A 24,716-nucleotide genomic window follows, 5' to 3' on the forward strand; every position below is an offset into this window, starting at 1 on the left:
GCCTCGCGCGGCCGGAGTCCAGGCGCGCGCCCCTTGCTTCGGAGCCACCTTCCTGTTACCCAGGCCCGCCCGCCGCGCCCGTCGATCAGGTGCCCGCCGCGACGCGCCATCCGGGAAGATGGCCCTCATGCGGCTCGAATGGCAGCTTTGGAGATATGTCGTAGTAGCCACACTTGTATTGCTGCCTGCCGCCGTCGCCGCGGCTCACCTGCTCGCCCGCGGGCGGGCGCGTCAGGGGCATCCCCACCCCGCGCGGACGGCCTACGCCGATGTGTTCATCGTCGCCGGGACCCTCCCCTGGGTGTGGATGATCCTCACCCCTGGCACCGCTCCGGGCGTCAGCCTGGTGCCGCTGCGCGATCTCGCCGAGCTGGCGCGCGGGCCGTTCGGAGCGATGTTCGCGCAGGTCGGCGGCAATCTGCTGGTGTTCGCCGCGCTCGGCGCCCTGCTGCCGATCCGCTCGGCGCGCTTCGCCCCCCTCTGGCGGATCGGCCTGCTCGCCGCCGCGCTGTCGCTCACCGTCGAGGCGCTGCAGTACGGCCTGCGCCTCGGCCGGGTCTCCTCCGCCGACGACGTCCTGCTCAACACCGCGGGCGCCGTGCTGGCCGCGCTGGCGACGCGGCCGTGGCGGGCCGGTCGGACGGCGGCCGGGACCGGTCCACGGTAAACGAGGCACGAAAGACCCCGGAGATCACCACACGGGCACGATCCGCTCAAAAGAAGCACGGGACCAACCTGAGTATCTGTGCGATCGTGGACAAGGCGGGGCAAGTTCTCTGGAGACGCGGACCGCGTTGGTGACTGAGGGTGATAGAGCGTGATGCAATCCCCGGTACCTCACGACCCCCCGATCTATCGCCGCATCGCCGATCGCCTGCGCCAGGCGATCCAGGCGGGCGAGTTGCGCGATGGGGATCGCCTACCGGGCGAGAACGCCCTCATGGCCGAGTACGGCATCGCCCGCGCGACGGCACGGCAGGCGCTGTCGGTGCTCATCAACGAGGGCGTGGCCGTGCCGCGCCGGGGCTCGGGGGTGTACGTGCGGCAGTTCCGGCCGATCCGCAGGCACGGCTCGCGCCGGCTGTCCCGCGAGCAATGGGGGACGGGCCGTGCCATCTGGGACGGCGACGCCGGCGGCCGGCCGTACGCGGTGGACGATCTGCTGGTCGCCCGTGAGACGGCGGACGAGGACGCCGCGCGGGCGCTCGGCTGCGACGAGGTCTGGGTGCGGCGACGGCGCTACTCCGTCGACGGCCGGCCGGTGCAGCTCGCGGCCTCCTGCTTTCCGGCCGAGCTGGTCGCCGGGTCGGCGATCACGGAGCCGGACACCGGCCCGGGCGGGGTCTACGCGCGGCTGCGCGACCTCGGGCACGCGCCGGTGCACTTCACCGAGGAGGTGCGCGCCCGGATGCCCGCGCCGGAGGAGGCGGCCCGCCTCTCCCTGTCCGCCGGGACGCCGGTGATCGTCGTCTGCCGGACCGCGTTCGCCGCCGGAGGCGCGGCGGTGGAGCTCAACACCATGATCATGGACGCCGCGTCGTACGTACTTCAGTACGACTTCGACGCCTGAGTCAAGGGGAAATGTCAAGCGTTAGGTTGACCTGTCCCACCCGAACATTGATTTCTCTAGAGATGTCCCGCAACGTGAAGGGGAAAGGTACCGACCTGGCCCCTCGCCGCGGGAAGGGTGGACGGGATGTCGTTCGACCGGCACCTCGCCGAAATCGCCCGGGAGTTCCCCGACTGGACGATCTGGAGGAGCGACGCGGGAAGGTGGTGGGCCACCCGGCACCACCTGCTCACCGAACATGAACGCGACGCGGGTGGCGCGATGACCATCGACGCCGACGACCCCGCCGGCCTGCGCGAGCGCCTGCTCGAACAGCGCCGGCTCATCCCCGGCTTCGACCAGCGGTCCGGCCTCACCGGCGAGGCGGGACCGACGCGGGCCACCACCGGCCAGGGAGGGACCGGCGAGCCCGGCGCCTCCCCGGCGTGGGGATCAGGACCGCCCGGGGCCCCCGGCGAAGGGGACCCGGGCACGGCCGCCGGCGCCGCCGACCAGGAGAGCTGATCGGCGGGCGCCGGCATGAGGGAAGCGGAAACCTCCGACCCGATCGGGGGCGGAGGTTTCCGCCACCTCAGCGCTGGTGACGATCGGGGGCGGAGGTTTCGCCACCTCAGCGTTGGTGACCGCCGCCGGAGTGGACGTCGGAGTCCTCGAAGAAGCCCCGGATGCGGCCCTTCGGAGTCTCGTGGTCGTCGCCGCGCCGGGCGTCGTGCGCGTCATCGTCCCCCGCCACGACCTGGACGCTCTGCTGAGCGTCCCGGACGCCGCCGTCGGCGTCGAAGACCGGGCGCCCGAACACGGCGTCCTCCGGCTGATCGTCGCCGCGGTGCCCGGCGAGGCCGCCGCGCGGAGCGAAGGCGTCCTGCGGGCCCGAGTGCGACGCGAAGACGTCCCGCGGGCCCTGCTCGGCCGCCGGGCCCTGCTCGGCGCCCAGGCCGCCCTCGTCGCGCCCGTGACGCTCGTCGCCCTTGTCATGCTCGCCGGCACCCTCGGAGCCGTCCTGCGCGCTCTCGTGGCCCGCTGGGGCGTCCTCACCCTCGGCGGCGCCGCCCGGCCGCGCGGGGCCGTCGGGGCCGTCGGCGTCGTCCAGGACGACGCGGACCGCGTCGATCTCCTCGGCGGCCGGGGCCCCGCTCTGGTGGAGGTCCTCGGCCGAGCCCACCGACGGCGCGGGCGGCAGCACGGCGGCCTCGTCGATCAGCGGCCCCGCGTTCCCCTCGCGCCGCAACAGGTCGGTCAGCACCGAGCCCATCTCGTTGAGCCGGCGCATGACCTCGGTGTGGGTGTCGGTGAGGAAGGTCACCCTCGTGCCGGTGTGCTCGTCCAGCGACGCCGCCCGCTCGCGCGCGGCCTTCAGCGTGGCCTCGGACTCGGCCTTGGCCGAGCCGAGCGTGGCCTCGGCCTGGGCATTCGCCTCCGACACCAGCCGCTCGGCCTCGTGCTGCGCGGCGGTGAGCGCGCGGTCGGCCTCGGCCCGCGCGTTGCGCAGCGTCTCGTCGGACTCGGCGCGCGCGGCCCCCAGGGTCTCCTCGGCGTCCGACCCTGCCTGGGCCAGCAGCCGCTCGGCGGCGTTGGTGGCCTCGGCCACCCGGCGCTCGGCCTCGGCCTGGGCGGCGGTGAGGATGCGCTCGGCCTCGGCCGCGGCCTCCTCGCGCACCTTGGCGGCCTCGGTGTCGGCCGTCTCGCGCTTGGAGATCGCCTCCTCCTCGGCGAGCTTGAGGATCTGGCTCAGCCGCTGGCCGAGCTCGTCGTAGTCCTGCGGGGCCTCGGCCAGGCGGCGGCGGGCCTCGGCGAGCTCGACGCGGCCCTGCTCGGCCTGATCGATGGCGCGTGCCAGCCGTTCCTCCAGGTCACGAATCTGGTTGCGCGTTCGGACCATGTGATCGTGCACCTGGCGGCGGCTGTATCCACGCATCACCACCTCGAAGCCGAGGTCCTCGTGCATCATGTCGGGGAAGCTGTCGTGCTGGTTCGTCATGGCTGAGCCCTGGGGGTCTTGAATCGAGTGGGGGTCGTGCTTCGGTCACGTCACGTCAGGACACGACTTTCCTGCCATCTGCCCAAGTCCGCAACCCGAACGCCTGACCTGTTGCGGTCTGATGAGCGCCTGTCGCCGGTAAGGCGGGAAACCGGACGAGCCGCACGTGAGATCATCGATGACATGAGCGAGCGGCCCCTCTCCGGTCCGGGGACCTCCCCGGCCGCGCCCTACATCGCGGCGCTCGGCGAGGCCGTGCCCGCCGTCCACCCCGAGGCCTACGTCGCCCCGACGGCCGTGGTGGTCGGCCGCGTGCGGCTCGGGCGGGGCACCAGCGTCTGGTACGGCTCGGTGCTGCGCGGCGACGCCGAGGCCATCGAGGTCGGCGACGAGTGCAACATCCAAGATCTGTGCTGCCTGCACGCCGACCCCGGCCTGCCCGCCGTGCTGGAGGACCGCGTGAGCCTCGGCCACCGCGCCGTCGTGCACGGCGCCCGCGTCGAGAGGGGCGCGCTGGTCGGCATCGGCGCGGTCGTGCTGAACGGCGCCACGATCGGCGCGGGCTCGCTGGTCGCGGCGGGCTGCGTGGTCACCCCCGGAAAGAAGATCCCCGCCGGGGTGCTGGTCGCCGGGGTGCCGGGGAAGATCGTGCGCGAGCTGACCGACGACGACCGGGCGGGCTTCGCCCGCACGCCCGACACCTACATGGCCAAGGCCGCCCGCCACCGCGCCGCCTCTCCTCTGCCCCCCGGAGCCTGAGCCGGCCTGGTCGTGCCGGGGGCGGACCGGGGTGCGACACCCGGGTCCCCGTGACCTGCCCCCAGTAGCATGGCGGCCGTGCAGTGGGACCCTTTCGAGGCGATCGAGCGGGATGTCCGCGCCATGGTCGCCGACCCGCGGTGGGCGGACGTCCCCGCACCCACGCAGGCGCAGGCGATGGCCGCGCGCCTGCTGCGCACCCCCGACGGCGCCTGCTGGCTGTTCGGGACGCACGCCCGCTGGCACCGCCACGACGCCCAGGACGGGCTGTGGCACCTGTCGGCCCCGCCCGCCGCCCCGCGCGTCCGCGCCGCCGCGACCCCGGCCCACCCGGCGCCGCCCGTTCCGCAGGACCTGCTGCCCTCCGCCGCCGACCTGGCCTTCGACCGCGGCTCCACGCAGGCGTTCGTCGGCCCCGACGTGCCGCGCGACATGACCGAGCGCATACGGGCTCTGCTGGACGTCGCCCGCGCGGCCAGGGAGGAGGAGGCCCCCTTCTCCACGGGGCCGCTGCGCGAGGTGTTCCACCCCGACGTCACGGCCCCGGTCGCCGCGATGTGGGGGACGATCATGTGGTGCGCGTACGCCCCCGCGTTCGACGGCAACGAGGTGCTGCTGTCGATGTTCGGGGAGTTCCTCTCCCGCCCGCTGCCGGGCGACGACTGGGTGCGCTGGCTGCCCGCGATGCCGCTCTCGGCGCTGACCGCCCTCTACATCGAGCGGCTGGCGCGCGGGGCGGGCGCGGCGGTGCGCGTGGCCGGGCAGCTCGCAGGCACCGCCCGCGTGCTGCTCGCCGACCCCCGCTTCGCGCCCCGCGCGGCCGCGCTGCTGGCGATGGTGGAGCCGCTGCGGGCGCGGCCGTGGCTGGACCACCCGGCGGGCGACGCCGAGGCGGCGCGGCGGGCGTGGCTCGCGCGCTGCCCGCCGCATCTCGGGGGCGCCCTTGAGGCGGAGTCCTCGCCCGGCCGGCACCTGCGCCACATGCTCTACGACCTGGTGGAGGCGCTGTCGTTCGTGGAGGTCCACGGCGCCGACCCGCGGGCGGTGGCCGCCTCGCTGCTCGCCGCGGACGTTCAGGCCGTAGCGCCGGGCGTGGCGCCACGGCTCTATCCGTGGCTGGATCCGGAGTTGCGGCGCGCCTTCCACGCGGCGCTCACCGATCCGGCTCACCCGTTGCGGGGTTGCTGGCCGCGGGACGGCGAGCCGCCCGCCCCGCTTCGTCCGCCCGACCGGGCCTCGGCCGCGGCTCTGCTGGGAGCCGGTTACGCCGCGGGGCTCGCCTGGTGCCGTGTCACCGGAACGGCCCCGCCGCCGCGCGGCTTCCCCACGTCCTCGGCCACGGTGACCTGCCTGATCCACGAGCGGGACGACCCGGCGCCCTCCGTCCCAGCGACCTCAGCGGAATGGATACGCCACTCCTGATCCCGCCGGCCAGATCTAAACGGTTTATAGGGTTATTTCCTGCTTACCTCGCGTATATCATTCCCCGCCCCCTGATCTGCGGATTTGACGGAATTGTGATCTCGGAACGGGGAAATGGTTCCACGGGGACACGGGCGGGTGTGACGAATGGTCCCGATGGGCCATGTCGTGGAAAGCCGCCCGGCCGTAACCTCGAAGAGGGTGTGGGCTGCGGAAGGAAGGACGACGCGGTGGGGCACGATTATCTGGACTCAAGGGTCCATGACCGTGTCGCGTTGGACGAGATCGCGCTCTACGCGGAGGTGCTCAGCGCCGTCGCTGTCAGCGAGCGAGAGCTGACGCTGGATGAGCTCGACAACGCGCTCGGGTTGCGGACTTCGGTGAGCCACTGAAGTAGCTCTCAGAACTGGTCCCGGACTCCCCCGGAGTTCGGGACGGTTTTGTGAGCGGGCCCCTCGAGCCCCCCTCACACGTCCCCCGCGGACTAGTCCACCCGGGCCGTGCGCCCACCCGCCGCACTAGCCTCACCCGTCCCGCGGACGGCCGCGTGGACGGCGCGCGGCGCCTCCGGCCGGGCTCCCCCACCCTGGACCGGGCGGCCCTTGCGCGGCGGCGCGTGCCGGTCGCCGGCCCGGCTAGGAGCGCACCAGCCGGGCGATGGCCGCCGACGCCTCCTTGACCTTCTCGTCGGCCTCGGGCCCCCCGGCGTCGATGGCGTCCCGCACGCAGTGCCCGATGTGGTCCTCCAGCAGCCCCAGCGCCACCGCCTGCAGAGCGCGCGTGGCCGCCGACACCTGGGTGAGGACGTCGATGCAGTAGGAGTCCTCCTCGACCATGCGCTGCAACCCGCGGATCTGGCCTTCGATGCGCCGGAGCCTGGTCAGATAGGCCTGCTTGTCACCGCTGTACCCATGCATACCGTCCACGATACCTGTTCGGGGTATGGCTCCCGCGCTGCTCAGACGCGGGCTCTCAGGCCCTCCACCAGCGACTCCCAGCGGGCGGCGATGGCCGGCGCGGCGTGCTCCGCGGCCGACTCGCGCGCCCCCGCCGCCAGCACCATGCGCCGGCGCTCGTCGTCGATCAGCGCCAGCAGCGCCGAGGCGTACGCGCCGATCTCGCCCTCGCCCGAGGGCACCAGCACGCTGTCGCGGCCGGGGGTCACGAACTCCCCGAACCCCCGGGCGCCCTCGAACCCCACCACCGGGACGCCGCAGGCGAGCGCCTCGATGACCGTCATGCCCGGCGTCTCGGCATGGGAGGTGACGGCCACGATGGACGCCTTGGCGAACTCCCCCTGCAGATCAGGGGTGGTGCCCATGAAGTACACGTTGTTGTGCAGGTTCAGCTCGCCGACCAGCGCCCGCAGCCGCTTCTCCTCGGGGCCGCCGCCGTACAGGCGCAGCCGCCAGTCGGGGCGCTTGTCGGCCACGATGGCGAACGCGCGGATGAGCCGGTCGAACGACTTTCCCGGCAGCCACCGCCCACCGGCCGAGACGATGCGGTTGTCCATGCGCGAGCGCGGCCAGGGCGCCGGCGGCAGCGCGTCGGGGACGACGAGCACCGGCGGATCGCCGGCGCCGTCCAGCAGGCGGATCATCTCTTCGCCGGTCGCCTCGGTGGAGGCCACCACGGCGTCCAGCTTGGGATAGAACCGCCGCACGGGCGCAGGCACCGCGGGGCGGCTCCACTCGCGGGCGATGCGCAGGGTCTCGCGGGGGACGTGCCGGGCGGCCTGGACGCTGAGGCCGGGCCTGGTGGTCACCAGCACATCGCCGCGCAGGCCGCGCAGAGTGCGCCACAGCGCCACCTCGGTGCGCATCTGGCCGCGGGGCAGCAGATGGCGCACCCCAGGGCGCGCGTCGATCAGCCAGCGCAGCGCGATGCGCGGGTCCACCGGGAAGAACGGCGCCTCGCGCACCCTGCGGACGCTGATGATCTCGACCTCGTGGCGGCCGGCCAGCTCGGTCGCGAGGTTGAGCACCGCGCGCGTGTCGCCGCGCATGCCGTACGCGGAGGGGACCAGAAAGCAGATCTTCACCCGCCCACCTCGAGACGGAGCTCGTCGTCCACGGTGTAGCACGGCCGGACCGGCACGCCGTCGACGCTGGTGTCGGGATACTGCACGCGGCGGCGCTTGCCGTCCACATCGTCGATGCGCGCCCCGAGCGGCAGCGGCGTCTCCAGCCCGTCCACCTCCAGGGACGGGGCCCACAGCCCCTCGTACTCGGGCGTGGCCGCGATCACGTCGCACAGCGACAGCGCCGCGTGGAAACGCACGCCCTGAACGGTGGCGGCGGCGGTCACGGCCGTGTCGGGGCCGGAGGTGCTGCGCAGGGCGAGGCGGGCGGTGCGGTGGGCGTCGTCGTCGTCGAAGCCGGTGTAGGCCAGCAGCCCGGTGACCTCGAAGCGGCCCTCGCGGAACCACACCGCGCGCACGTCGGCGACCGGCTCGGCGGGGGAGATCTTCAGCGCCAGGTAGCCGTTGAGGGTGCGGTAGGCGCGGTAGGCCATGGTGCGGCGGCTCAGCGCGTAGGCGTCCAGCCGGTCGAGCGAGAAGCCCGGATCGACGCAGTGCATGCGGGTGCGCCGGGCGGGCTCGCCGTCGCCGGGGCCGCCGTCGTGCTCGAGGTAGGTGTCCCACCGGCCGGGGGCCAGGCCGAGCGGGGTCAGCGACACCGCGACCGAGGCGTCGCGCGCCTCCGCTCCCGGCGTGCCGAGCACGACCTTGGCCTCGCTTCCGGTGCCCCGCTGGCGCAGGACGAGCCGCGTGCCCTCGGGGAGGGGGTGCTCGATGGACACGCGGAGGGAGAGGACGTCGGCCAAGGTGACCTCGGCATCGGTAACGACAACGCGCACCGTAGCCCCTCCCCGTCGATTGAGCCCCGCGCGTTGAGGTTACCGTGATTTCCCCGTTATGTGGAGAAAGGTTTTCCGGCCCCGCCTACCACCGGATGGGCAGGGCCGTTTCCGCAGGTCACGTCCCGGGTCGAGCGGCGTCAGGCCGTGACCGGCCGGCCCTTCACGGAGGTGACGAGGAGCTGCGCGACGTCGACCACCTCAAGGGACTCCTTGGCCTGGCCGTTGTTCTTCTTCTCGTTGATGGCGTCGCCCAGCATGACCAGGCAGAACGGGCACGCGGTCGAGACGGTGTCGGGGTCGGTGGTCAGCGCCTCGTCCACCCGCTCGGTGTTGATGCGCTTGCCGATGCGCTCCTCCATCCACATGCGCGCCCCGCCCGCGCCGCAGCAGAAGCCGCGGTCCTTGCAGCGGTGCATCTCCTGGGTCTGGACGCCCGGCACCTTGGCCATGATGTCGCGCGGCTGGGCGTACACCTTGTTGTGGCGGCCGAGGAAGCACGGGTCGTGGTAGGTGATCTTCTCCTCGATCGGGGTGATCGGGGTGAGCCTGCCCTCCTCGACCAGCTTGGCCAGCAACTGGGTGTGGTGCACCACCTCGAACATGCCGCCGAGCTGCGGGTATTCGTTGGCCAGGGTGTTGAAGCAGTGCGGGCAGGTGGCGACGATCTTCTTGACCCCGGCCTCGTTCAGCGTCTCGATGTTCTGCTGGGCGAGCATGTTGAACAGGAACTCCATGCCCAGGCGACGGGCCGGGTCGCCCGTGCAGGCCTCCATCGGGCCGAGTACGCCGAACTTCACCCCGGCGATGTGCAGCAGCTCGGCGACCGCCTTGGTGGTCTTCTTCGCGCGGTCCTCAAGGGCTCCGGCGCAGCCGACCCAGAAGAGGTACTCCAGGTCGTCGGGGACCTTCTCGTCGATGACCTGGACCTCGATGGGGTCGACCTCGCGCGCGGCCAGCTCCTCGATCCACTCGGCGCGCTTCATCTCGGACACGCCCCACGGGTTGCCCTTGTTCTCGAGGTTCTTGAGCATGACGCCCGCCTCGGAGGGGAAGCTCGACTCGATCATGACCTGGTAGCGGCGCATGTCCATGATGTGGTCGATGTGCTCGATGTCCACCGGGCACTGCTCGACGCACGCGCCGCAGTTGGTGCACGACCACAGCACGTCGGGGTGGATGACGCCCTCCTCGCCGACCAGCGGCTTGCCCGCCAGGGCCAGGACGTCCTCGGGCAGGTTCGCCCGCTCCTCCTCGGTGGCGAGCAGGTACGGGGCGATGGCCATGGCGTGGTCGCGCTGGTCGAGGATCAGCATCTTGGGCGAGAGCGGCTTGTCGGTGTTCCACGCCGGGCACTGCGACTGGCAGCGGCCGCACTCGGTGCAGGTGTAGAAGTCGAGGAAGCCCTTCCACGTGGTGTCCTCGATCTTGCCCCGGCCGAAGACGTCGGTGTCGGGGTCGGCCTCCTCGAAGTCGAGCGCCTTGCCGTTGCTGCGCATCTCGGGCACCGCGCCGAGGCCGTCGGGGCGCCGGGAGAACGCCACGTTCAGCGGGGCGGTGAAGATGTGCAGGTGCTTGGAGTTCACCACGATGACCAGGAACACCAGCATGACGCCGATGTGCAGCAGCAGACCGGCCTTCTCCAGCAGCTCGTTGGCGCCAGCGCCGAGGGGGCGGAGCAGGGCGGCCGCGGCGTCGGAGGCGAAGGCCCCCGACCGGTAGGGGAAGTTGCCGGTGTTGACCGCCGCGCCGCGGAACAGGAACAGCGACCAGATCACGTTGAAGATCATGGACAGGATGAGCCACGCGCCGCCCAGGTGGGAGCCGGAGAAGCGCGACTCGCGCCCGAGCTTCTTCGGCGAGTTCCTGACGCGGATGACGGCGAAGGCGGCCAGGCCGGCCAGGCAGGCGACGGCGATGAGGTCCTGGAGGAAGCCGAGGACCGGCCAGGTGCCGACCAGCGGGATGTGGAAGTCGGGCCTGCCGGTCACCGCCCCCTGGATGAGCGCCCCGTACGCCTCCAGGTAGACCGTGGCGAGGATCACGAACGCCCAGAACACCACGAAGTGCGCGACGCCCGACGGCGTCCACTTGAGCAGCTTCCGCTGGGCGAACACCTCGACGAGCTGCGCCCTGAGCTCGGCGCCGAGGTTCTCCTTGGCGTACCGCACCCGCTCCGGCGCGGGCTGGCCGCTGGTGGCGAGGCTGTAGAGCCAGCGCACGCGGCGACCTGCGAGCGTGACCGCCACGGCGGTCATCACCAGCCCGATGATCGCTACAAGGAGCACGGGTCCTCCAAACTATGGCGTCGGCTGCCCAGCGTAGACACACCGGTCATCCACGGTGACGGCATGGCCAACCCGAATGATACTCGCCGGTAACTTACCGCCGATACGCAGGGGCCGGACATCCTTGGTGGACCCGATGCTAGAACAATGCTCTGGATAATGCTCTGCCGATCGCCGGTCAGTCGTCGCCCAGATAGCGCTGGAGCGTCGGGGCCAGGATCTCCACCAGCTCGTCGATCTCGGCCGAGGCCAGCGGTTCCAACCGGAGGACGTACCGCATCAGCACCACGCCAAACATCTGCGCGAACCCGACCTCCATGCGCACCGGCGAGATGCCGAGCCTCTCCACGACCCGGTTGAACACCGCCATGGTCATGAACTCGCGGATGGTCACCAGCACCTGGTCGTTGGTCATCGCGCTGCGCAGGATGGCCAGGATCGGCTCGCGGTTGGCGGGGTCGGCCGTCATGGTCAGCAGGAACCGCACCAGCCGCTCGCCGATCTCCTCGCGCGGCCCTTCGAGGATGAGGGGAATGATCGTGCCCGGGTCGACCGGCAGTTGCATCGCCTCGACGAAAATGCCCTCTTTGGTGTCGAAGTAGTGGTGGACCAGGGCCGGATCGACCTCGGCCTCGCGCGCGATGCCCCTGATCGTCGCCTTGTCGTACCCCTTCTCGGCGAAGATCTTCCGCGCGGCGGCCACGATCTGGCCGCGGGTGTCCGCCGAGCCGCGCCGCCGACCCGGCCGCCGGCCGCCGGAGGCCGCGCCCTCGGCGCCCGGCTTACCCGTGTCCTCGGCACCCGGCTTCCGCGCGCCCACGGCGCCCGGTTTGCCCGTGGCCTCGGCGCCAGGCTTGCGCGTGCCCGCGGGTTTGCCGTCCGCGCCGACCTCGCCGGCCACGCTCACCTCGGCCCCCCGCGGGGGTGACCGGACGTTCTATGACTCATGCCCCCCATGGAACCATCACGCGTTCGAGGAGGCGGCGAAGTGGAGCCGCGCGAAGGCCAGGCCCTCGGCCAGATCGTCGATGCGCTCGGTGCGCCCGGCCGCCTTGCGCGTGTTGATCTCAAGGACGATGAGGCCGCCGTACCCGGCGGTGGCCAGGCGTTCGAGGATGCGCGCGCAGGGCTGGGCACCCCTGCCCGGCACCAGGTGCTCGTCCTTGTTGGTGGTGCCGACGCCGTCGGCCAGGTGGAGGTGCGCCAGGCGGTCGCCGAGCTTCTCGGCCATCTCCAGCGCGTCGGAACCGGAGACGGCGGTGTGCGAGAGGTCCAGCGTGACCTGCGGGTAGTCCTGGTCGATCGGGTTCCAGCCCGGGGAGTAGGGGACCACCTCGGCCCCGCGGGCGCGCAGCGGGAACATGTTCTCCACCGCGAAGACCACGTCGGTCTCCTCGCGGATGCGGGCCAGGCCCGTCTCGAAGTCGCGGGCGTAGTCGCGCTGCCACCGGAACGGCGGGTGGACCACGACGGTCTGCGCGCCGAGACGCTCGGCGGCCTTCTGTGCGCGCACGAGCTTGGCCCACGGGTCGCGGCCCCACACCCGCTGGGTGACCAGCAGGCAGGGGGCGTGCACGGCCAGCACCGGGATCTGGTAGTGGTCGACGAGCCGCTCGAGCACGTCGATGTCCTGGCTCACGGGGTCGGCGCCGACCATGACCTCGACACCGTCGTATCCCAGGCGCGCGGCCAGCTCGAAGGCGTCCGGAGTGCGCTCCGGATACACCGACGCGGTGGACAAGGCGATCTTGGCGTTCGGGACGCGGATGACGTCGGTCACAACTGCCAGCCTAAGCCGGGTCACGTCCAGGTGGCGCTCCGCAACCCGCGATGGAAGCAGGATCACAACGGTCCGGGGGACATCCTGCCTGGTCTACGGTGTCCCCATGGCGCGGATCGTCGAGGGGGCCATACCGAGCCCGAACATCTGGAACTCCCCCCGCACCTACGAACTGGAGAACCGCGCCGTCGATCCCGACGGGGCGGTCGACGCCGCCATCTCGGCCCTGCGGCCGTGGACCGGCGGCGTCGTGCTGGACATCGGCTGCGGCACCGGCTACCACCTGCCCGGCTACGCCGCCACCGCGAGCAAGGTCGTCGGCGTCGAGCCGCACTCGGGCCTGGCCGCGCTGGCCGCCGAACGCTGCCGCGACCTGGACCGCGTGTCGGTCCGCACGGCCACCGCCCAGGCCCTGCCGGTGCCCGACGCCTGCGTCGACGTGGCGGTGGCGCGCTGGGCCTACTTCTTCGGGCCCGGCTGCGAGCCCGGCCTGCGCGAGCTGTCGCGGGTGGTCCGGCGCGGCGGCGCGGCGTTCGTGGTCGACCTGGACGCCACCCGCGGGGCGTTCGGCGACTGGTTCAGCCGCACGGTCCCCTCCTACTCCGCGCAGGACGTCGAGGCGTTCTGGTCGCGCCAGGGATGGCTGCGCCGCGAGCTCGACCTGCGCATGGTCTTCACCTCCCGCGCCGACCTGGAGGCGGTGCTGCGCATCGAGTTCGCCCCCGCCGTCGCCGAGGAGGCCATCGCGCGCACCCCCGGGCTGGAGCTCGACTACCCCAACGTCCTTCGCTGGCGCCTGTACTGACCCGGCCTCCGCGCCCGCGGCGACCCCTGGCCGGGACTTCCGGGCTTGACCTTGACGTTGGCGTCAAGGGTTAGCGTGAGCGCGGATCAGGGAGGGCCGATGCGCATCGGAGAACTGGCGAGGCGGGCGGGGGTCAGCACGCGGGCGCTGCGCTACTACGAGCAGCAGGGGCTGCTCGCGGCGCGGCGCGCGACCAACGGGTACCGGGAGTACGACGAGTCCGACCTGAAGCTCGTCACCGAGATCCGCTCGCTGCTGACCGTCGGGTTCACGCTGGAGGACGCCCGCCCGTTCGTGGAGTGCCTGCGGGCCGGCAACCGGTCCGGCGACGCCTGTCCCGAGTCCGTCGAGGTCTACCGGCGAAAGCTCGCCGAGATAGACGACCAGATCCGCACCCTGCTGGCGCGCCGCGCCGAGGTGGCGGCGCAGTTCGCCGAGGCGTGCCCGGGATGCGCGCTGAGAACCGGAGGAGCACGATCATGATCACACTGACCGCCGAGAACTTCGACGAGCAGGTCCTGCGCAGCGACAAGCCCGTGCTTGTGGACTTCTGGGCCGAGTGGTGCCCGCCGTGCCGCATGGTGGCCCCCATCCTGGAGGAGATCGCCGCCGAGTACGGCGACCGGCTGACCGTGGCGAAGATCAATTTCGACGACCACCCCGAGATCGCCTCCCGTTACGGGGTGCTGGGGCTTCCCACCCTGAACCTCTACCGGGACGGCGAGGTGGTGCGCCAGGTGATCGGCGCCAAGCCCAAGCGGCTCCTGCTCGCCGATCTCGAAGGCGAGTTCTGAGCCTCCACCTCGGGTGACGCGACGGGCGCCGGGGGACGGGAGGCGCACGCGGTGAGGTTTGTCGGCCCCAGCCGATAACGTGCCCCGCATGACCAAGACGCAGAAGGCCGGCTACCGCTGCACCGAATGCGGCTGGCGCACCACCAAGTGGGTGGGCCGCTGCGGCGAGTGCCAGGCATGGGGCACGGTCGACGAAGAGGGCGCCCGCGCCGGGGTCCACGTCGTCCAGGGCGGCGCGGTCACCGCGCCCGCCGTGCCCATCGGCCAGGTCAAGGCCGAGTTCGCCCGCGCGCGCAGCACCGGCGTCGGCGAGCTCGACCGCGTGCTCGGCGGCGGCATGGTCCCGGGCGCCGTCGTCCTGCTCGCCGGCGAGCCGGGCATCGGCAAGTCCACCCTGCTGCTGGAGGCCGCGGCCAGCATCGCCCGCCACGAGACGGTGCTGTACATCACCGGCGAGGAGTCCTCGGCCCAGGTGCGCATGCGCGCCGACCGCATCGGCGCCATCCAGGACCAGCTCTACCTCGCCGCCGAGACCGATCTTTCCGCTCTGGTCAGCCACGTCGAGAAGGTCCAGCCGCGGCTGCTCATCGTCGACTCCGTGCAGACCATCGGCTCCTCCCAGGCCACCGGCGTGCCCGGCGGCGTCACCCAGGTGCGCGAGGTCACCGGCAACCTGGTCCGGCTGGCCAAAGAGCGCGGCATGTCCACGGTGCTGGTCGGCCACGTCACCAAGGACGGCTCGATCGCGGGCCCCCGCGTGCTCGAGCACCTGGTCGACGTCGTCCTGCACTTCGAGGGCGACCGCCACTCCCGGCTGCGCATGGTCAGGTGCATCAAGAACCGCTTCGGCCCCACCGACGAGGTCGGCTGCTTCGACCTCGACGAGGCCGGCATCCGCGGCCTGCCCGACCCGAGCGGCCTTTTCGTCTCGCGGCGCTCCGAGCCGGTCCCCGGCACCTGCGTCACCGTGACCGTCGAGGGCACCCGCCCGCTGCCCGCCGAGGTGCAGGCGCTCGTCGGCCCCACCGAGGCCCAGCAGCCCCGCCGCTCGTCCTCCGGCCTCGACCCCTTCCGCGTCACGATGATCCTCGCGGTGCTCGAACGCCGGCTCAACGCCAGGCTGAGCGGTTGCGACGTGTTCACCGCGACCGTCGGCGGCATCCGCCTGAACGACCCCGCGGTCGATCTTGCCGTGATGCTGGCCGTGGCCAGCGCGGCGGGCGACCGTCCGCTGCCGCCCGGCCTGGTCGTGCTGGGTGAGGTCGGCCTGGCCGGCGAGCTGCGCCCGGTCAGGGACGTCCGCCGGCGGGTCGCCGAGGCCGCGCGCCTGGGCTTCACCCGCGCCCTGATCCCCGCCGGCTCCCTCGACCAGGCCCCTTCCGCCATCGCCGCGGCAGGCAAGGAGTCCCTGCGGCCGGTGCCCGTCTCCCGCCCGCCCGTCCGCACGACCACCTTCTCCCAAGGTTTCGACGTCACCGAAGCCGAGAACGTATGGGACGCGCTCACCCACGTAACCTGAAGCGGCGTCCGGGTACGGCCGCCTCTTCGCCGGTAAACTGGGCGACGTCAGCGACCAGCGGGGGCCCTGTGGCAAACACCAACAAGGGGATCGACGAACGGCGAAGATCCACGCTTGCGATGCTCGCTCCGGGCACCGAGCTGCGCGATGGCCTGGAGCGCATCCTGCGTGGCCACACCGGCGGCCTGATCGTGCTCGGCCACGACCAGACGGTCGAGGAGGTCTGCACGGGGGGCTTCACCCTCGACGTGGAGTTCTCCGCGACGCGCTTGCGCGAGCTGGCCAAGATGGACGGCGCCATCGTGCTCGACCGCGCGGGCCGCAAGATCCTGCGGGCGGCCGTCCACCTCGTCCCCGACTCCTCGCTGCCGACCAACGAGTCCGGCACCCGCCACCGCACCGCCCAGCGGGTGGCGCGCCAGACCGGCTACCCGGTCATCACCATCAGCAAGTCCATGCGCATCATCGCCCTCTACCTCGAAGGCGTCCGCTACGTCCTTGAGGAGTCCGCGGCGATCCTCTCCAGGGCCAACCAGGCGCTCGCGACCCTCGAGCGCTACAAGATGCGCCTGGACGAGGTGTCCGGCACCCTGTCGGCCCTGGAGATCGAGGACCTCGTCACCGTGCGCGACGTGACGGCCGTCGTCCAGCGGCTGGAGATGGTGCGCCGCATCGCCGGCGAGATCGAGGGGTACGTCGTCGAACTCGGCGTCGACGGCCGGCTGCTGTCGCTTCAGCTCGCCGAGCTGGTCGCCGGGGTCGAGGAGGACCGCGACCTGATCATGCGCGACTACCTGCCCGCCGGGCCGCACCGGGTCGGCGAGTCGCTGGCGGAGCTCGACCTGCTGTCCCCCTCCGACCTGCTCGACCTCACGGCGGTCGCCCACGTGCTCGGCCACACCGGCTCCGAGGCCCTGGAAAGCCCGGTGAGCCCCCGGGGGTTCCGCCTGCTGGCCAAGGTCCCCCGGCTGCCCGCGAGCGTCGTGGACCGGCTCGTGGACCATTTCGGCGGCCTCCAGAAGCTCCTGGCGGCCAGCACCGACGACCTGCAGTCGGTGGGCGGCGTCGGCGAGTCGCGAGCGCGCAGCGTACGCGAGGGCCTCTCCCGCCTGGCCGAAGCCTCCATCCTCGAACGCTACGTCTGACCCTTCTCAGGCACGACGCAGCTCCGGCCCACGCCGGCAACCGAACACATCCGACCCGCCCCCAGTACAGGCCAGCCCGACACCCGGCATGTCCGACCCCATCTGGAGTACGAACCACCCGGCCCATCCCGGCACCGGACACATCGCACACCTCTCAGGCGTGGGGGCACGTCCGCCCCTATCTGGTGCGGTGATCACCCACGTTCGCCGGGGCGCGGTTCTCCACCCCGGCCCCACCTCGGCACCCGACACATCGCACACCTCTCAAGCACGCGGGCACGTCCGCCCCTATCTGGCGCGATGACCACCCACATTCACCACGGCCCGGCCCTCCACCCCGGCCATGTGCTGGATGTGATCGGCGCCGGGTCGGCGGGTCGGGGTACGGCGATGCCGGCGCCGGACGACGGCGCCCGGCCCGGTGAACGTACGTCGACGGCCACTGGACACGAGGTGAGTCGGACCGACCTCAGGCGACCGGCTCGGCGGGCGGGAGACACAAGGGCTCAGCGCAGGTGGAAGACGACCTTGCGGCTCCTGAGCGCGCCCAGCCGCGCCGCCGCCACGTAGGTGCCGTTGCCGGCCCGCGGGCGGGCCGCGCGGCAGTCGGGCCCCGAGCGGCGCCGGTCCCAGCCGACCATGCGCACGTGCGGCACCCCGCGCGACAGTCGCCGCACGTCGGTGCCCTCGCCGCTCACGCAGTCGGCGGTCGACCACACGCGGTCGGAGCCGGAGGTGACGCGCACCTCGACCTTGCGGGGCCCGACGTCCACCGTGCAGTCGAACCGGCCGATGTTGACCACGGTGAGCAGGAACCTGGGGACGCGCCCCCCGGAGTAGACCTCCGACCGCCCGCGCAGGCTGATCACCAGGTCGGCGTCGCCGCACCGGTCGCCCGGGCGGCGGGAACGGTGCGGGCTCGGCGAAGGCGTGCGCGGCCGCGAGGCGTGCGGCGCTCCCGCCACCCGGGCGTCTCCCTCGTTCCCGCCGGCTCCCGCCGTCTTCCCCGCCGAACCCGGGACCGGCGCCGCCGTGGGCCAGGCCGTCGCGCTCGGGGACCGGCTCGGATCTCTGGACGCGGCCGTCACCGGCCGCCCGCCGGGACCCGCGCCCCCGGAGGCGCTGGAGCAGGCCCACGCGACCACGGCCACGACGACCAGCGCCCCGGTGAGCACCGACACCCGGCGGCGCCAGTAGACCTCCGGCCCCTCGACGCCGACATCGCCACGGAACGTGTCCGGATCCATACAGTCAGTATGGTGAGTTCAGACCCTCAGGTGGGTAACGACCCGCCGACGCGGGCGGCCCCCGTACCGCACCACTCCCGGCGAACCACCACAATCGCCCCGCGCTAGCTAGTGCGCTGTATACGAACGTTCACCGGCTCGGGCGCCGTGGCAGGCGCCGGCATCGCCGTACCACGACCCGCCGACCCGGCGCCGATCACTGCAGCACGTGGCCGAGGGTGCAGAGCCGCGCCCGGTGAACGTCTGTGGTCACCTCGCTAGCGGCGCAGGCTTCGCGAGCCGCCGCCCCCAGGAGGGCCGTTAGGCTCGGTCCCGTGGCCACCGGACTGCACGCCCCCATCCTCGACTGGTACGCCGAGAACGCCAGGGACCTCCCCTGGCGGCGGCCGGACGCCGGCCCGTGGGCGATCCTGGTGAGCGAGATCATGCTGCAGCAGACGCCCGTGGTGCGCGTCCTGCCGGTGTGGGACGAGTGGATGCGGCGCTGGCCCACCCCCGCGGCGCTCGCCGCCGAGCCGCCCGGCGAGGCCGTGCGCCACTGGGGACGCCTCGGATATCCGCGCCGCGCCCTCAACCTGCACGCCTGCGCCCGGGCGATCACCGCCGAGCACGGCGGGCGGGTGCCGTCGAGCTACGAGTCGCTGCGCGCTCTGCCCGGCGTCGGCGACTACACCGCCGCCGCGGTCGCCAGCTTCGCCTTCGGCGGCAGCCACGCGGTGCTGGACACCAATGTGCGGCGGGTGCTGGCCCGGGCCGTACGCGGCGAGGAGTACCCGCCGAAGGCCACCACGACCGCCGAGCGCAAACTGGCCGAGTCGCTGCTCCCCCTTCTGGACGCGCCGCGCTGGGCGGTCGCGGTCATGGAGCTCGGCGCACTGGTCTGCACGGCGCGCGCGCCCCGGTGCGCCGACTGCCCGGTCGCCGCCGCCTGCGCCTGGCGCCTGGCGGGCCGCCCCGCCTACCAGGGCCCCGAGCGCCGCGGCCAGACCTACGCCGGCACCGACCGGCAGTGCCGGGGGCGCCTGCTCGCCGTCCTGCGGGAGGCCCACGGCGCCGTGCCCAAGGCCGCCCTGGACGTGGTCTGGGACGACGCCGTACAGCGCGAGCGCGCCCTCGACGGCCTGGTCGCCGACGGCCTGGCCGAGGCCCTCCCCGGCGACGCCTACCGCCTGCCCGCCTGACCGCCGGGCCGCTCGAACACACCCGGCCCGACCGGCTCGGGACTCAAGGACCAGGACGTGACCTCAGGAGGCTCGCCGAACCCCGGTGCCACGACTCGACGCCTAACGTGCCCTCCACGAGGGTTCGCCGGGTCAGGCGCCGTACAGCGGCGCCGGCCTCGCCGTACCACGACCCACCGCCGCGGCGCCCTTCAGGGGCACGTGTTGCCGGATGGATTGAGTTCGGGGCTCACGTGGGCTTCAGGACACGGGCTCGTCCGGGGACACGGGCTCGTCGGGGGGCGCGGGCTCGTCGGGGGGCGGGGGCTTGGAGGTTGGGGTCAGGCGGCAAGTTTGAGGCCGAGGGCGGTGAGGTTGCGGCGGGTCCAGTCGAGCTCGTCGGCGAGGGTGGCGACCAGGGCGGCGGGGCCCTTGCCCTTCGCGGGGCTGGCCAGCCCGTGCGCCTCCACCTCGATGTGGGCGCCGGCGGCCGCCGGGCCCGACAGGATGGCGGTCAGGGTGTCGGTGAGGATCGACTCGGTGGCCGGGGCCTCGCCGGTGTGGTTGTGGACGTGCCCGAGCTTGACCACCGAGGCGCCGGCCGCCGCGACCCCGCGCAGGGCCGCGCCGGGCTCCTCGACGCCGCAGGTCAGGTGGCAGGCGTCCAGGCAGACGCCGAGGTACTCGGAGTCGATGCCGCACACCCGCTCGACCGCCTGCTCGGTGGTCTCCAGCACGCAGCCCGGCCAGGGCTGGAAGCCGACCCTGATGGTCTTGCCGGTGACGCTGTGCAGGCCGCGCAGCTCGCGGGAGAGCCGGTCCAGCCGCCGCGAGGCGATGGCGTGCAGGTCGGCGGGCCAGTCGCGCCGCCAGCCGATCGGGATCGTGGAGATGCTGCCGAAGCGGACGTCCTCGGGGAGCAGGAAGGCCAGGATGCGCGCCAGGGACATCGTGTAGCGGTAGCGCTCGGGCTTGGCCCAGTCGGGCCCCGGGGTGTCCTGCCCCATGCCCCGGCCGCCCGCGCCGTTGAGGCTGACGACCTCCAGGCCGCGCTCCTCCAGCGAGCGGCGCAGCCGCACCAGCTCGATGCGGTCGGCGACGAGGTGGTCGGCCACCGCCGGGGCCAGCCACATGCCGATGCCGAGCCGGTCGACCCCGAGCCGTTTGCGCACGGGCACGGCGTACCGCGTGAGGTGGGCGATCAGGTTCTCCAGGTCCTCGGCGGGGTGTACGCCCGCGTTGTAGGACAGGTGAACGAGCGTGCCGTCCTCATGACACAGGCGCATCTCGGGTGCCTCCCAGGCGTACGTGCGTTCGCTTGTCGGGCCTCATGGCCACGGGGCGCCCGTTTCGGCGCGCGCGGCATTGCCCTCCCTGCCAGGAATCCGGCCCTGGCTCGCCCGAGTCTGCCCGGCCGGCACCCGCCGCCGCGTCCTCCCGGCAGCGGATCCCCCGCTACACCAGTGGGGGGATCTCGGCGGTGCTCACCGCACTCGGTCGATTTTGTGAGCCGTGTGGGCACGACTCTGACCCGATTCGCTCTACGGAGTGTAGTACTACTTGCGGTGGTGTCATAGCGGATACGGTCAAAGTGATCTCATGAAATACGAAGGACCCCCCGTGAGGTGGTCTCACGAGGGGTCCCGCGGCGATGTCCTGCCTGGTGGCGGAAGCCCGTCACCTGAGCCCGAAGCCGGCGCGCGACCGCGTGGCCGTCATGACCGTGGGGTCATCACGGCCGCGCGGTGCGAAGCCGAGCGATCACTAGGCCGAGCGGTCCGCCGGGCGGGCGGAGGCGCCGGCGCGGCTGCTCGCCGGCTCGGCGATGGCCGCCGCGGAGTCGGGGATCTCGGGCTGTGCCTTCTGCTCACCGACGAAGGTGAACGTGGCCTCGTCGCCCTCGCCCTCGGTCGCGATCTTGACGACCTGACCGGGACGGAGGTCGCCGTAGAGGATCTTCTCCGACAGCGTGTCCTCCAGCTCGCGCTGGATGGTGCGGCGCAGCGGCCGGGCGCCGAGCACGGGGTCGTACCCGCGGTCGGCCAGCAGCTGCTTGGCGGCGTCGGTGAGCTCCAGACCCATGTCGCGGTCCTTGAGGCGGGCGTCCACCTGGGCCAGCATCAGATCGACGATCTTGATGATCTCGGCCGGAGTGAGCTGGTGGAACACCACGACGTCGTCGACGCGGTTGAGGAACTCGGGCCGGAAGTGCTGCTTGAGCTCCTCCTGGACCTTGGACTTCATCCGGTCGTAGTTGCCCTCGACGTCGTTGCTCTTGGCGAACCCGACCCCGATGCCCTTGGAGATGTCGCGGGTGCCGAGGTTGGTCGTCATGATGATGACGGTGTTCTTGAAGTCGACGACGCGGCCCTGGGCGTCGGTCAGGCGACCGTCCTCCAGGATCTGCAGCAGCGAGTTGAAGATGTCCGGGTGGGCCTTCTCGATCTCGTCGAAAAGGACCACGGAGAACGGCTTGCGCCGGACCTTCTCGGTGAGCTGGCCGCCCTCCTCGTACCCGACGTAGCCGGGCGGGGAGCCGAACAGCCGCGAGACGGTGTGCTTCTCCATGAACTCGGACATGTCCAGCATGATCAGCGCGTCCTCGTCCCCGAAGAGGAACTCGGCGAGCGCCTTGGACAGCTCGGTCTTACCGACGCCGGACGGGCCGGCGAAGATGAACGAGCCACCGGGACGGCGCGGGTCCTTCAGGCCCGCACGCGTGCGGCGGATCGCCCGGGACAGGCCCTTGATGGCGTCGTCCTGGCCGATGATGCGCTTGTGGAGCTCGTCCTCCATGCGGAGCAGCCGCTGGGACTCCTCCTCGGTGAGCTTGAAGACCGGGATGCCGGTGGCCGTCGCGAGGACCTCGGCGATGAGCTCCTCGGTGACCTCGGCGACGACGTCCATGTCGCCGGCCTTCCACTCCTTCTCGCGGCGGTCGCGCTTGAGCTGGAGCTGCTTCTCCTGGTCGCGGAGGGCGGCGGCCTTCTCGAAGTCCTGCGCGTCGATCGCGGACTCCTTGTCGCGGCGCACCTGGGCGATCTTCTCGTCGAACTCGCGCAGGTCCGGCGGCGCGGTCATGCGGCGGATGCGCATGCGCGAGCCGGCCTCGTCGATGAGGTCGATCGCCTTGTCGGGCAGGAAGCGGTCGCTGATGTAGCGGTCGGCGAGCTGGGCCGCCGCCACGAGCGCCGCGTCGGTGATCGTCACGCGGTGGTGCGCCTCGTAACGGTCGCGCAGGCCCTTGAGGATCTCGATCGTGTGGCTCAGCGAGGGCTCGGCGACCTGGATGGGCTGGAAGCGGCGCTCGAGCGCGGCGTCCTTCTCCAGGTGCTTGCGGTACTCGTCGAGCGTCGTGGCGCCGATGGTCTGCAGCTCGCCGCGGGCCAGCATCGGCTTGAGGATGCTGGCGGCGTCGATCGCGCCCTCGGCAGCGCCCGCGCCGACGAGCGTGTGCAGCTCGTCGATGAACAGGATGATGTCGCCGCGCGTGCGGATCTCCTTGAGGACCTTCTTCAGGCGCTCTTCGAAGTCGCCGCGGTAGCGCGAGCCGGCCACCAGCGCGCCGAGGTCGAGCGTGTAGAGCTGCTTGTCCTTCAGCGTCTCGGGCACCTCGCCCTTGACGATCTTCTGGGACAGGCCCTCCACCACGGCGGTCTTGCCGACGCCGGGCTCTCCGACCAGAACGGGGTTGTTCTTGGTCCTGCGGGACAGGACCTGCATCACCCGCTCGATCTCCTTGTCGCGCCCGATCACCGGGTCGAGCTTGCCCTCACGCGCGGCCTGGGTCAGGTTGCGGCCGAACTGGTCCAGCACAAGAGAGGTGGAGGGGGCGGACTCCTGGGGACCTCCCGCCGCCGCCGGCTCCTTGCCCTGGTAGCCGTGGAGCAACTGGATGACCTGCTGGCGCACTCTGTTGAGATCTGCGCCAAGCTTCACCAGCACCTGAGCCGCAACGCCCTCGCCCTCGCGGATGAGGCCCAAGAGGATGTGCTCGGTGCCGATGTAGTTGTGACCCAGTTGCAAGGCCTCGCGGAGCGACAGCTCAAGGACCTTCTTGGCGCGCGGGGTGAACGGAATGTGCCCCGACGGCGCCGACTGCCCCTGGCCGATGATCTCCTCGACCTGCTGGCGCACACCTTCAAGACTGATGCCGAGACTCTCAAGAGCCTTGGCGGCAACACCCTCACCCTCATGGATCAAGCCAAGAAGAATGTGCTCAGTGCCGATGTAGTTGTGGTTGAGCATCCGGGCCTCTTCTTGGGCCAGGACGACAACCCGCCGTGCGCGGTCAGTGAACCTTTCGAACATCTCGTCGCTCCTCACAGAGCGGTCAGGCAGCTCGGGATATCCGGGCCCGCCGCATCCGCATGCTAGCCCCGACCGGTGACCGCTCTAGACAGGAGACGTTCCCCGAGAGCAGGGCGTTCACGCTCCATCCAACTACTGTTGGGGGGTCACATGTTCCCGCTACGCCGCAAGCGAACGACGTTTAACATCGCCGTTTTACGTGTACCCCCGGGCCGCGCCCCGGACGATCACGCTCGGAAAACACGATCATGCGGCTATGGCGGCGATTCCTGACTGGTCACCGCCATAGCCGAGTGATCCACAAAGAGCTCGTCAGTGTGCCGCTTCGTACTGCTCGACCACAGAGGAGGCAATACGACCGCGCTCACTGACGGAGATCCCGTGGGCCTTCGCCCACGCCCTGATCTCCGAGCTCTTTTCCCGGGACGGACGCTGGCCGCCGCCCCGCTTGCGACCCCGGGTGGCGGCGCCCTCCGCCCGGCGGGCATTGGACACGAAAGCCGACAGCGCCTCGCGTAGCTTCTTGGCGTTGTCGCCGCTCAGGTCAATCTCGTAAGCGGAGCCATCAATCGCGAAGGTGACAGTCTCATTGGCCTCGCCACCATCGAGGTCGTCGATGAGTATCTTCTGGATCTGCGTGGCCATCTGGCAATCCTTTCGCAGAGCATTGTTCGATTCGCCAGCCAAAGATATACCCGGTAACCCCGGCTGACAATTCACGGAACCCACAGGTTCTCATGGAACCCACAGGTACAAGAGGAGCGGCGGCGCCGGGCCCTCCGGTCAGTCGGAAGAAGCCTCAGATGCCTCAGATGACTTCTCCGAGGACTCCGCCTCCTGACGCCGGCCCCCCGCTTCGGAACGGAACAGCTTGACGACCGCGATGATGACCACCGCGGCGACCACCAAGGGTGGTATCAACGCGGACAATACATCGTTCATTGATCCTCGCTCCACGCGGGGTGGGCATTCAGCGCCCCTCCCACGTTAATTGTCACACGAGACTCCCGCGCTCTGTACCACGGCCCGCTCATCCGGGAGTCACGGTCCGACTCTATCCCCACAGGAGGTCAGCGGGG

At 71.7% G+C, this 24,716-nt stretch carries 23 protein-coding genes; 11 read left to right on the plus strand and 12 right to left on the minus strand.

Features of this window, described 5'->3' with window-relative positions; translation table 11 throughout:
- The first annotated feature begins 127 nt into the window (after positions 1-127).
- The 3 genes from ABZU32_RS24610 (at position 128) to ABZU32_RS24620 (ending at position 2,074) form a co-directional block, all read left to right on the plus strand.
- Positions 128-667, plus strand: coding sequence for a VanZ family protein (locus ABZU32_RS24610; protein ID WP_354925427.1), 540 nt, complete (start codon positions 128-130; stop codon positions 665-667).
- A 153-nt stretch (positions 668-820) separates the two neighbouring features.
- Positions 821-1,570, plus strand: a complete 750-nt coding sequence (locus tag ABZU32_RS24615) for a GntR family transcriptional regulator (protein WP_354925509.1) — start codon at positions 821-823, stop codon at positions 1,568-1,570.
- A gap of 126 nt (positions 1,571-1,696) precedes the next feature.
- On the plus strand, positions 1,697-2,074 hold the full coding sequence (locus ABZU32_RS24620) for a hypothetical protein (protein WP_354925430.1): 378 nt from the start codon (positions 1,697-1,699) through the stop codon (positions 2,072-2,074).
- 106 nt (positions 2,075-2,180) lie between these two features.
- On the opposite strand, the gene ABZU32_RS24625 is transcribed toward ABZU32_RS24620, so the two are convergent.
- Complete coding sequence (locus ABZU32_RS24625; RefSeq protein ID WP_354925432.1) at positions 2,181-3,548, minus strand: hypothetical protein; 1,368 nt, start codon at positions 3,546-3,548, stop codon at positions 2,181-2,183.
- Positions 3,549-3,731: 183 nt separating this feature from the next.
- On the opposite strand from ABZU32_RS24625, the gene ABZU32_RS24630 reads away from it, so the two are divergent.
- The gene (locus tag ABZU32_RS24630) at positions 3,732-4,307 is read left to right on the plus strand and encodes a gamma carbonic anhydrase family protein (protein ID WP_354925435.1); all 576 of its coding nucleotides are present in this window, start codon (positions 3,732-3,734) and stop codon (positions 4,305-4,307) included.
- Between the two features lie 69 nt (positions 4,308-4,376).
- The gene (locus ABZU32_RS24635) at positions 4,377-5,729 is read left to right on the plus strand and encodes a hypothetical protein (RefSeq protein WP_354925438.1); all 1,353 of its coding nucleotides are present in this window, start codon (positions 4,377-4,379) and stop codon (positions 5,727-5,729) included.
- Positions 5,730-6,364: 635 nt separating this feature from the next.
- Here ABZU32_RS24635 and ABZU32_RS24640 read toward each other — a convergent pair.
- The 6 genes from ABZU32_RS24640 to ABZU32_RS24665 all read right to left on the minus strand — a co-directional run bounded on the left by ABZU32_RS24640 (position 6,365) and on the right by ABZU32_RS24665 (position 12,656).
- Positions 6,365-6,646 (minus strand): metal-sensitive transcriptional regulator, encoded by a 282-nt coding sequence (locus ABZU32_RS24640; RefSeq protein WP_354844393.1) that lies wholly within the window; start codon positions 6,644-6,646, stop codon positions 6,365-6,367.
- 41 nt (positions 6,647-6,687) lie between these two features.
- Positions 6,688-7,770, minus strand: a complete 1,083-nt coding sequence (locus ABZU32_RS24645) for a glycosyltransferase (RefSeq protein ID WP_354844390.1) — start codon at positions 7,768-7,770, stop codon at positions 6,688-6,690.
- Positions 7,767-8,588: a hypothetical protein gene (locus tag ABZU32_RS24650; RefSeq protein WP_354925441.1), complete on the minus strand. Its 822-nt coding sequence runs from the start codon at positions 8,586-8,588 to the stop codon at positions 7,767-7,769. The genes ABZU32_RS24645 and ABZU32_RS24650 overlap by 4 nt, the downstream gene beginning before the upstream one ends.
- A gap of 140 nt (positions 8,589-8,728) precedes the next feature.
- The gene (locus ABZU32_RS24655; RefSeq protein WP_354925444.1) at positions 8,729-10,876 is read right to left on the minus strand and encodes a heterodisulfide reductase-related iron-sulfur binding cluster; all 2,148 of its coding nucleotides are present in this window, start codon (positions 10,874-10,876) and stop codon (positions 8,729-8,731) included.
- A gap of 178 nt (positions 10,877-11,054) precedes the next feature.
- Positions 11,055-11,783 (minus strand): TetR family transcriptional regulator, encoded by a 729-nt coding sequence (locus ABZU32_RS24660; protein WP_354925447.1) that lies wholly within the window; start codon positions 11,781-11,783, stop codon positions 11,055-11,057.
- A gap of 57 nt (positions 11,784-11,840) precedes the next feature.
- Complete coding sequence (locus tag ABZU32_RS24665; protein ID WP_354925450.1) at positions 11,841-12,656, minus strand: sugar phosphate isomerase/epimerase; 816 nt, start codon at positions 12,654-12,656, stop codon at positions 11,841-11,843.
- Between the two features lie 106 nt (positions 12,657-12,762).
- Between ABZU32_RS24665 and ABZU32_RS24670 the strand changes: the two genes are divergently transcribed.
- The 5 genes from ABZU32_RS24670 to disA all read left to right on the plus strand — a co-directional run bounded on the left by ABZU32_RS24670 (position 12,763) and on the right by disA (position 16,919).
- The gene (locus ABZU32_RS24670) at positions 12,763-13,461 is read left to right on the plus strand and encodes a class I SAM-dependent methyltransferase (RefSeq protein WP_354844375.1); all 699 of its coding nucleotides are present in this window, start codon (positions 12,763-12,765) and stop codon (positions 13,459-13,461) included.
- Between the two features lie 99 nt (positions 13,462-13,560).
- Positions 13,561-13,944, plus strand: a complete 384-nt coding sequence (locus tag ABZU32_RS24675) for a MerR family transcriptional regulator (protein WP_354925453.1) — start codon at positions 13,561-13,563, stop codon at positions 13,942-13,944.
- Positions 13,941-14,255, plus strand: a complete 315-nt coding sequence (gene trxA, locus ABZU32_RS24680) for a thioredoxin (RefSeq protein WP_354844369.1) — start codon at positions 13,941-13,943, stop codon at positions 14,253-14,255. Before ABZU32_RS24675 ends, trxA begins: the two co-directional genes overlap by 4 nt.
- 88 nt (positions 14,256-14,343) lie before the next feature.
- Entirely contained in the window at positions 14,344-15,774 is a 1,431-nt protein-coding gene (radA, locus tag ABZU32_RS24685) for a DNA repair protein RadA (protein WP_354844366.1), read from the plus strand.
- A gap of 68 nt (positions 15,775-15,842) precedes the next feature.
- The gene (gene disA, locus ABZU32_RS24690; protein WP_354844363.1) at positions 15,843-16,919 is read left to right on the plus strand and encodes a DNA integrity scanning diadenylate cyclase DisA; all 1,077 of its coding nucleotides are present in this window, start codon (positions 15,843-15,845) and stop codon (positions 16,917-16,919) included.
- A gap of 506 nt (positions 16,920-17,425) precedes the next feature.
- Here disA and ABZU32_RS24695 read toward each other — a convergent pair.
- Complete coding sequence (locus ABZU32_RS24695) at positions 17,426-18,166, minus strand: hypothetical protein (protein ID WP_354925456.1); 741 nt, start codon at positions 18,164-18,166, stop codon at positions 17,426-17,428.
- 314 nt (positions 18,167-18,480) lie between these two features.
- On the opposite strand from ABZU32_RS24695, the gene ABZU32_RS24700 reads away from it, so the two are divergent.
- Complete coding sequence (locus ABZU32_RS24700) at positions 18,481-19,347, plus strand: A/G-specific adenine glycosylase (RefSeq protein ID WP_354925459.1); 867 nt, start codon at positions 18,481-18,483, stop codon at positions 19,345-19,347.
- Positions 19,348-19,667: 320 nt separating this feature from the next.
- Here the strand turns inward: ABZU32_RS24700 and ABZU32_RS24705 are convergent, their stop codons facing one another.
- The 4 genes from ABZU32_RS24705 to ABZU32_RS24720 form a co-directional block, all read right to left on the minus strand.
- The gene (locus ABZU32_RS24705) at positions 19,668-20,612 is read right to left on the minus strand and encodes a TIM barrel protein (protein WP_354844354.1); all 945 of its coding nucleotides are present in this window, start codon (positions 20,610-20,612) and stop codon (positions 19,668-19,670) included.
- A 478-nt stretch (positions 20,613-21,090) separates the two neighbouring features.
- Positions 21,091-23,637 carry an ATP-dependent Clp protease ATP-binding subunit gene (locus ABZU32_RS24710; RefSeq protein ID WP_354925462.1) on the minus strand — a complete coding sequence of 849 codons (2,547 nt, stop codon included), beginning with the start codon at positions 23,635-23,637 and terminating at the stop codon, positions 21,091-21,093.
- Positions 23,638-23,949: 312 nt separating this feature from the next.
- The gene (locus ABZU32_RS24715) at positions 23,950-24,282 is read right to left on the minus strand and encodes an Lsr2 family protein (protein ID WP_354844348.1); all 333 of its coding nucleotides are present in this window, start codon (positions 24,280-24,282) and stop codon (positions 23,950-23,952) included.
- A 138-nt stretch (positions 24,283-24,420) separates the two neighbouring features.
- Complete coding sequence (locus ABZU32_RS24720) at positions 24,421-24,579, minus strand: hypothetical protein (protein ID WP_354844345.1); 159 nt, start codon at positions 24,577-24,579, stop codon at positions 24,421-24,423.
- Between the last annotated feature and the right edge of the window lie 137 nt (positions 24,580-24,716).

The organism is Sphaerisporangium sp. NPDC005288 (assembly GCF_040607475.1).
GTDB lineage: Bacteria > Actinomycetota > Actinomycetes > Streptosporangiales > Streptosporangiaceae > Sphaerisporangium > Sphaerisporangium rhizosphaerae.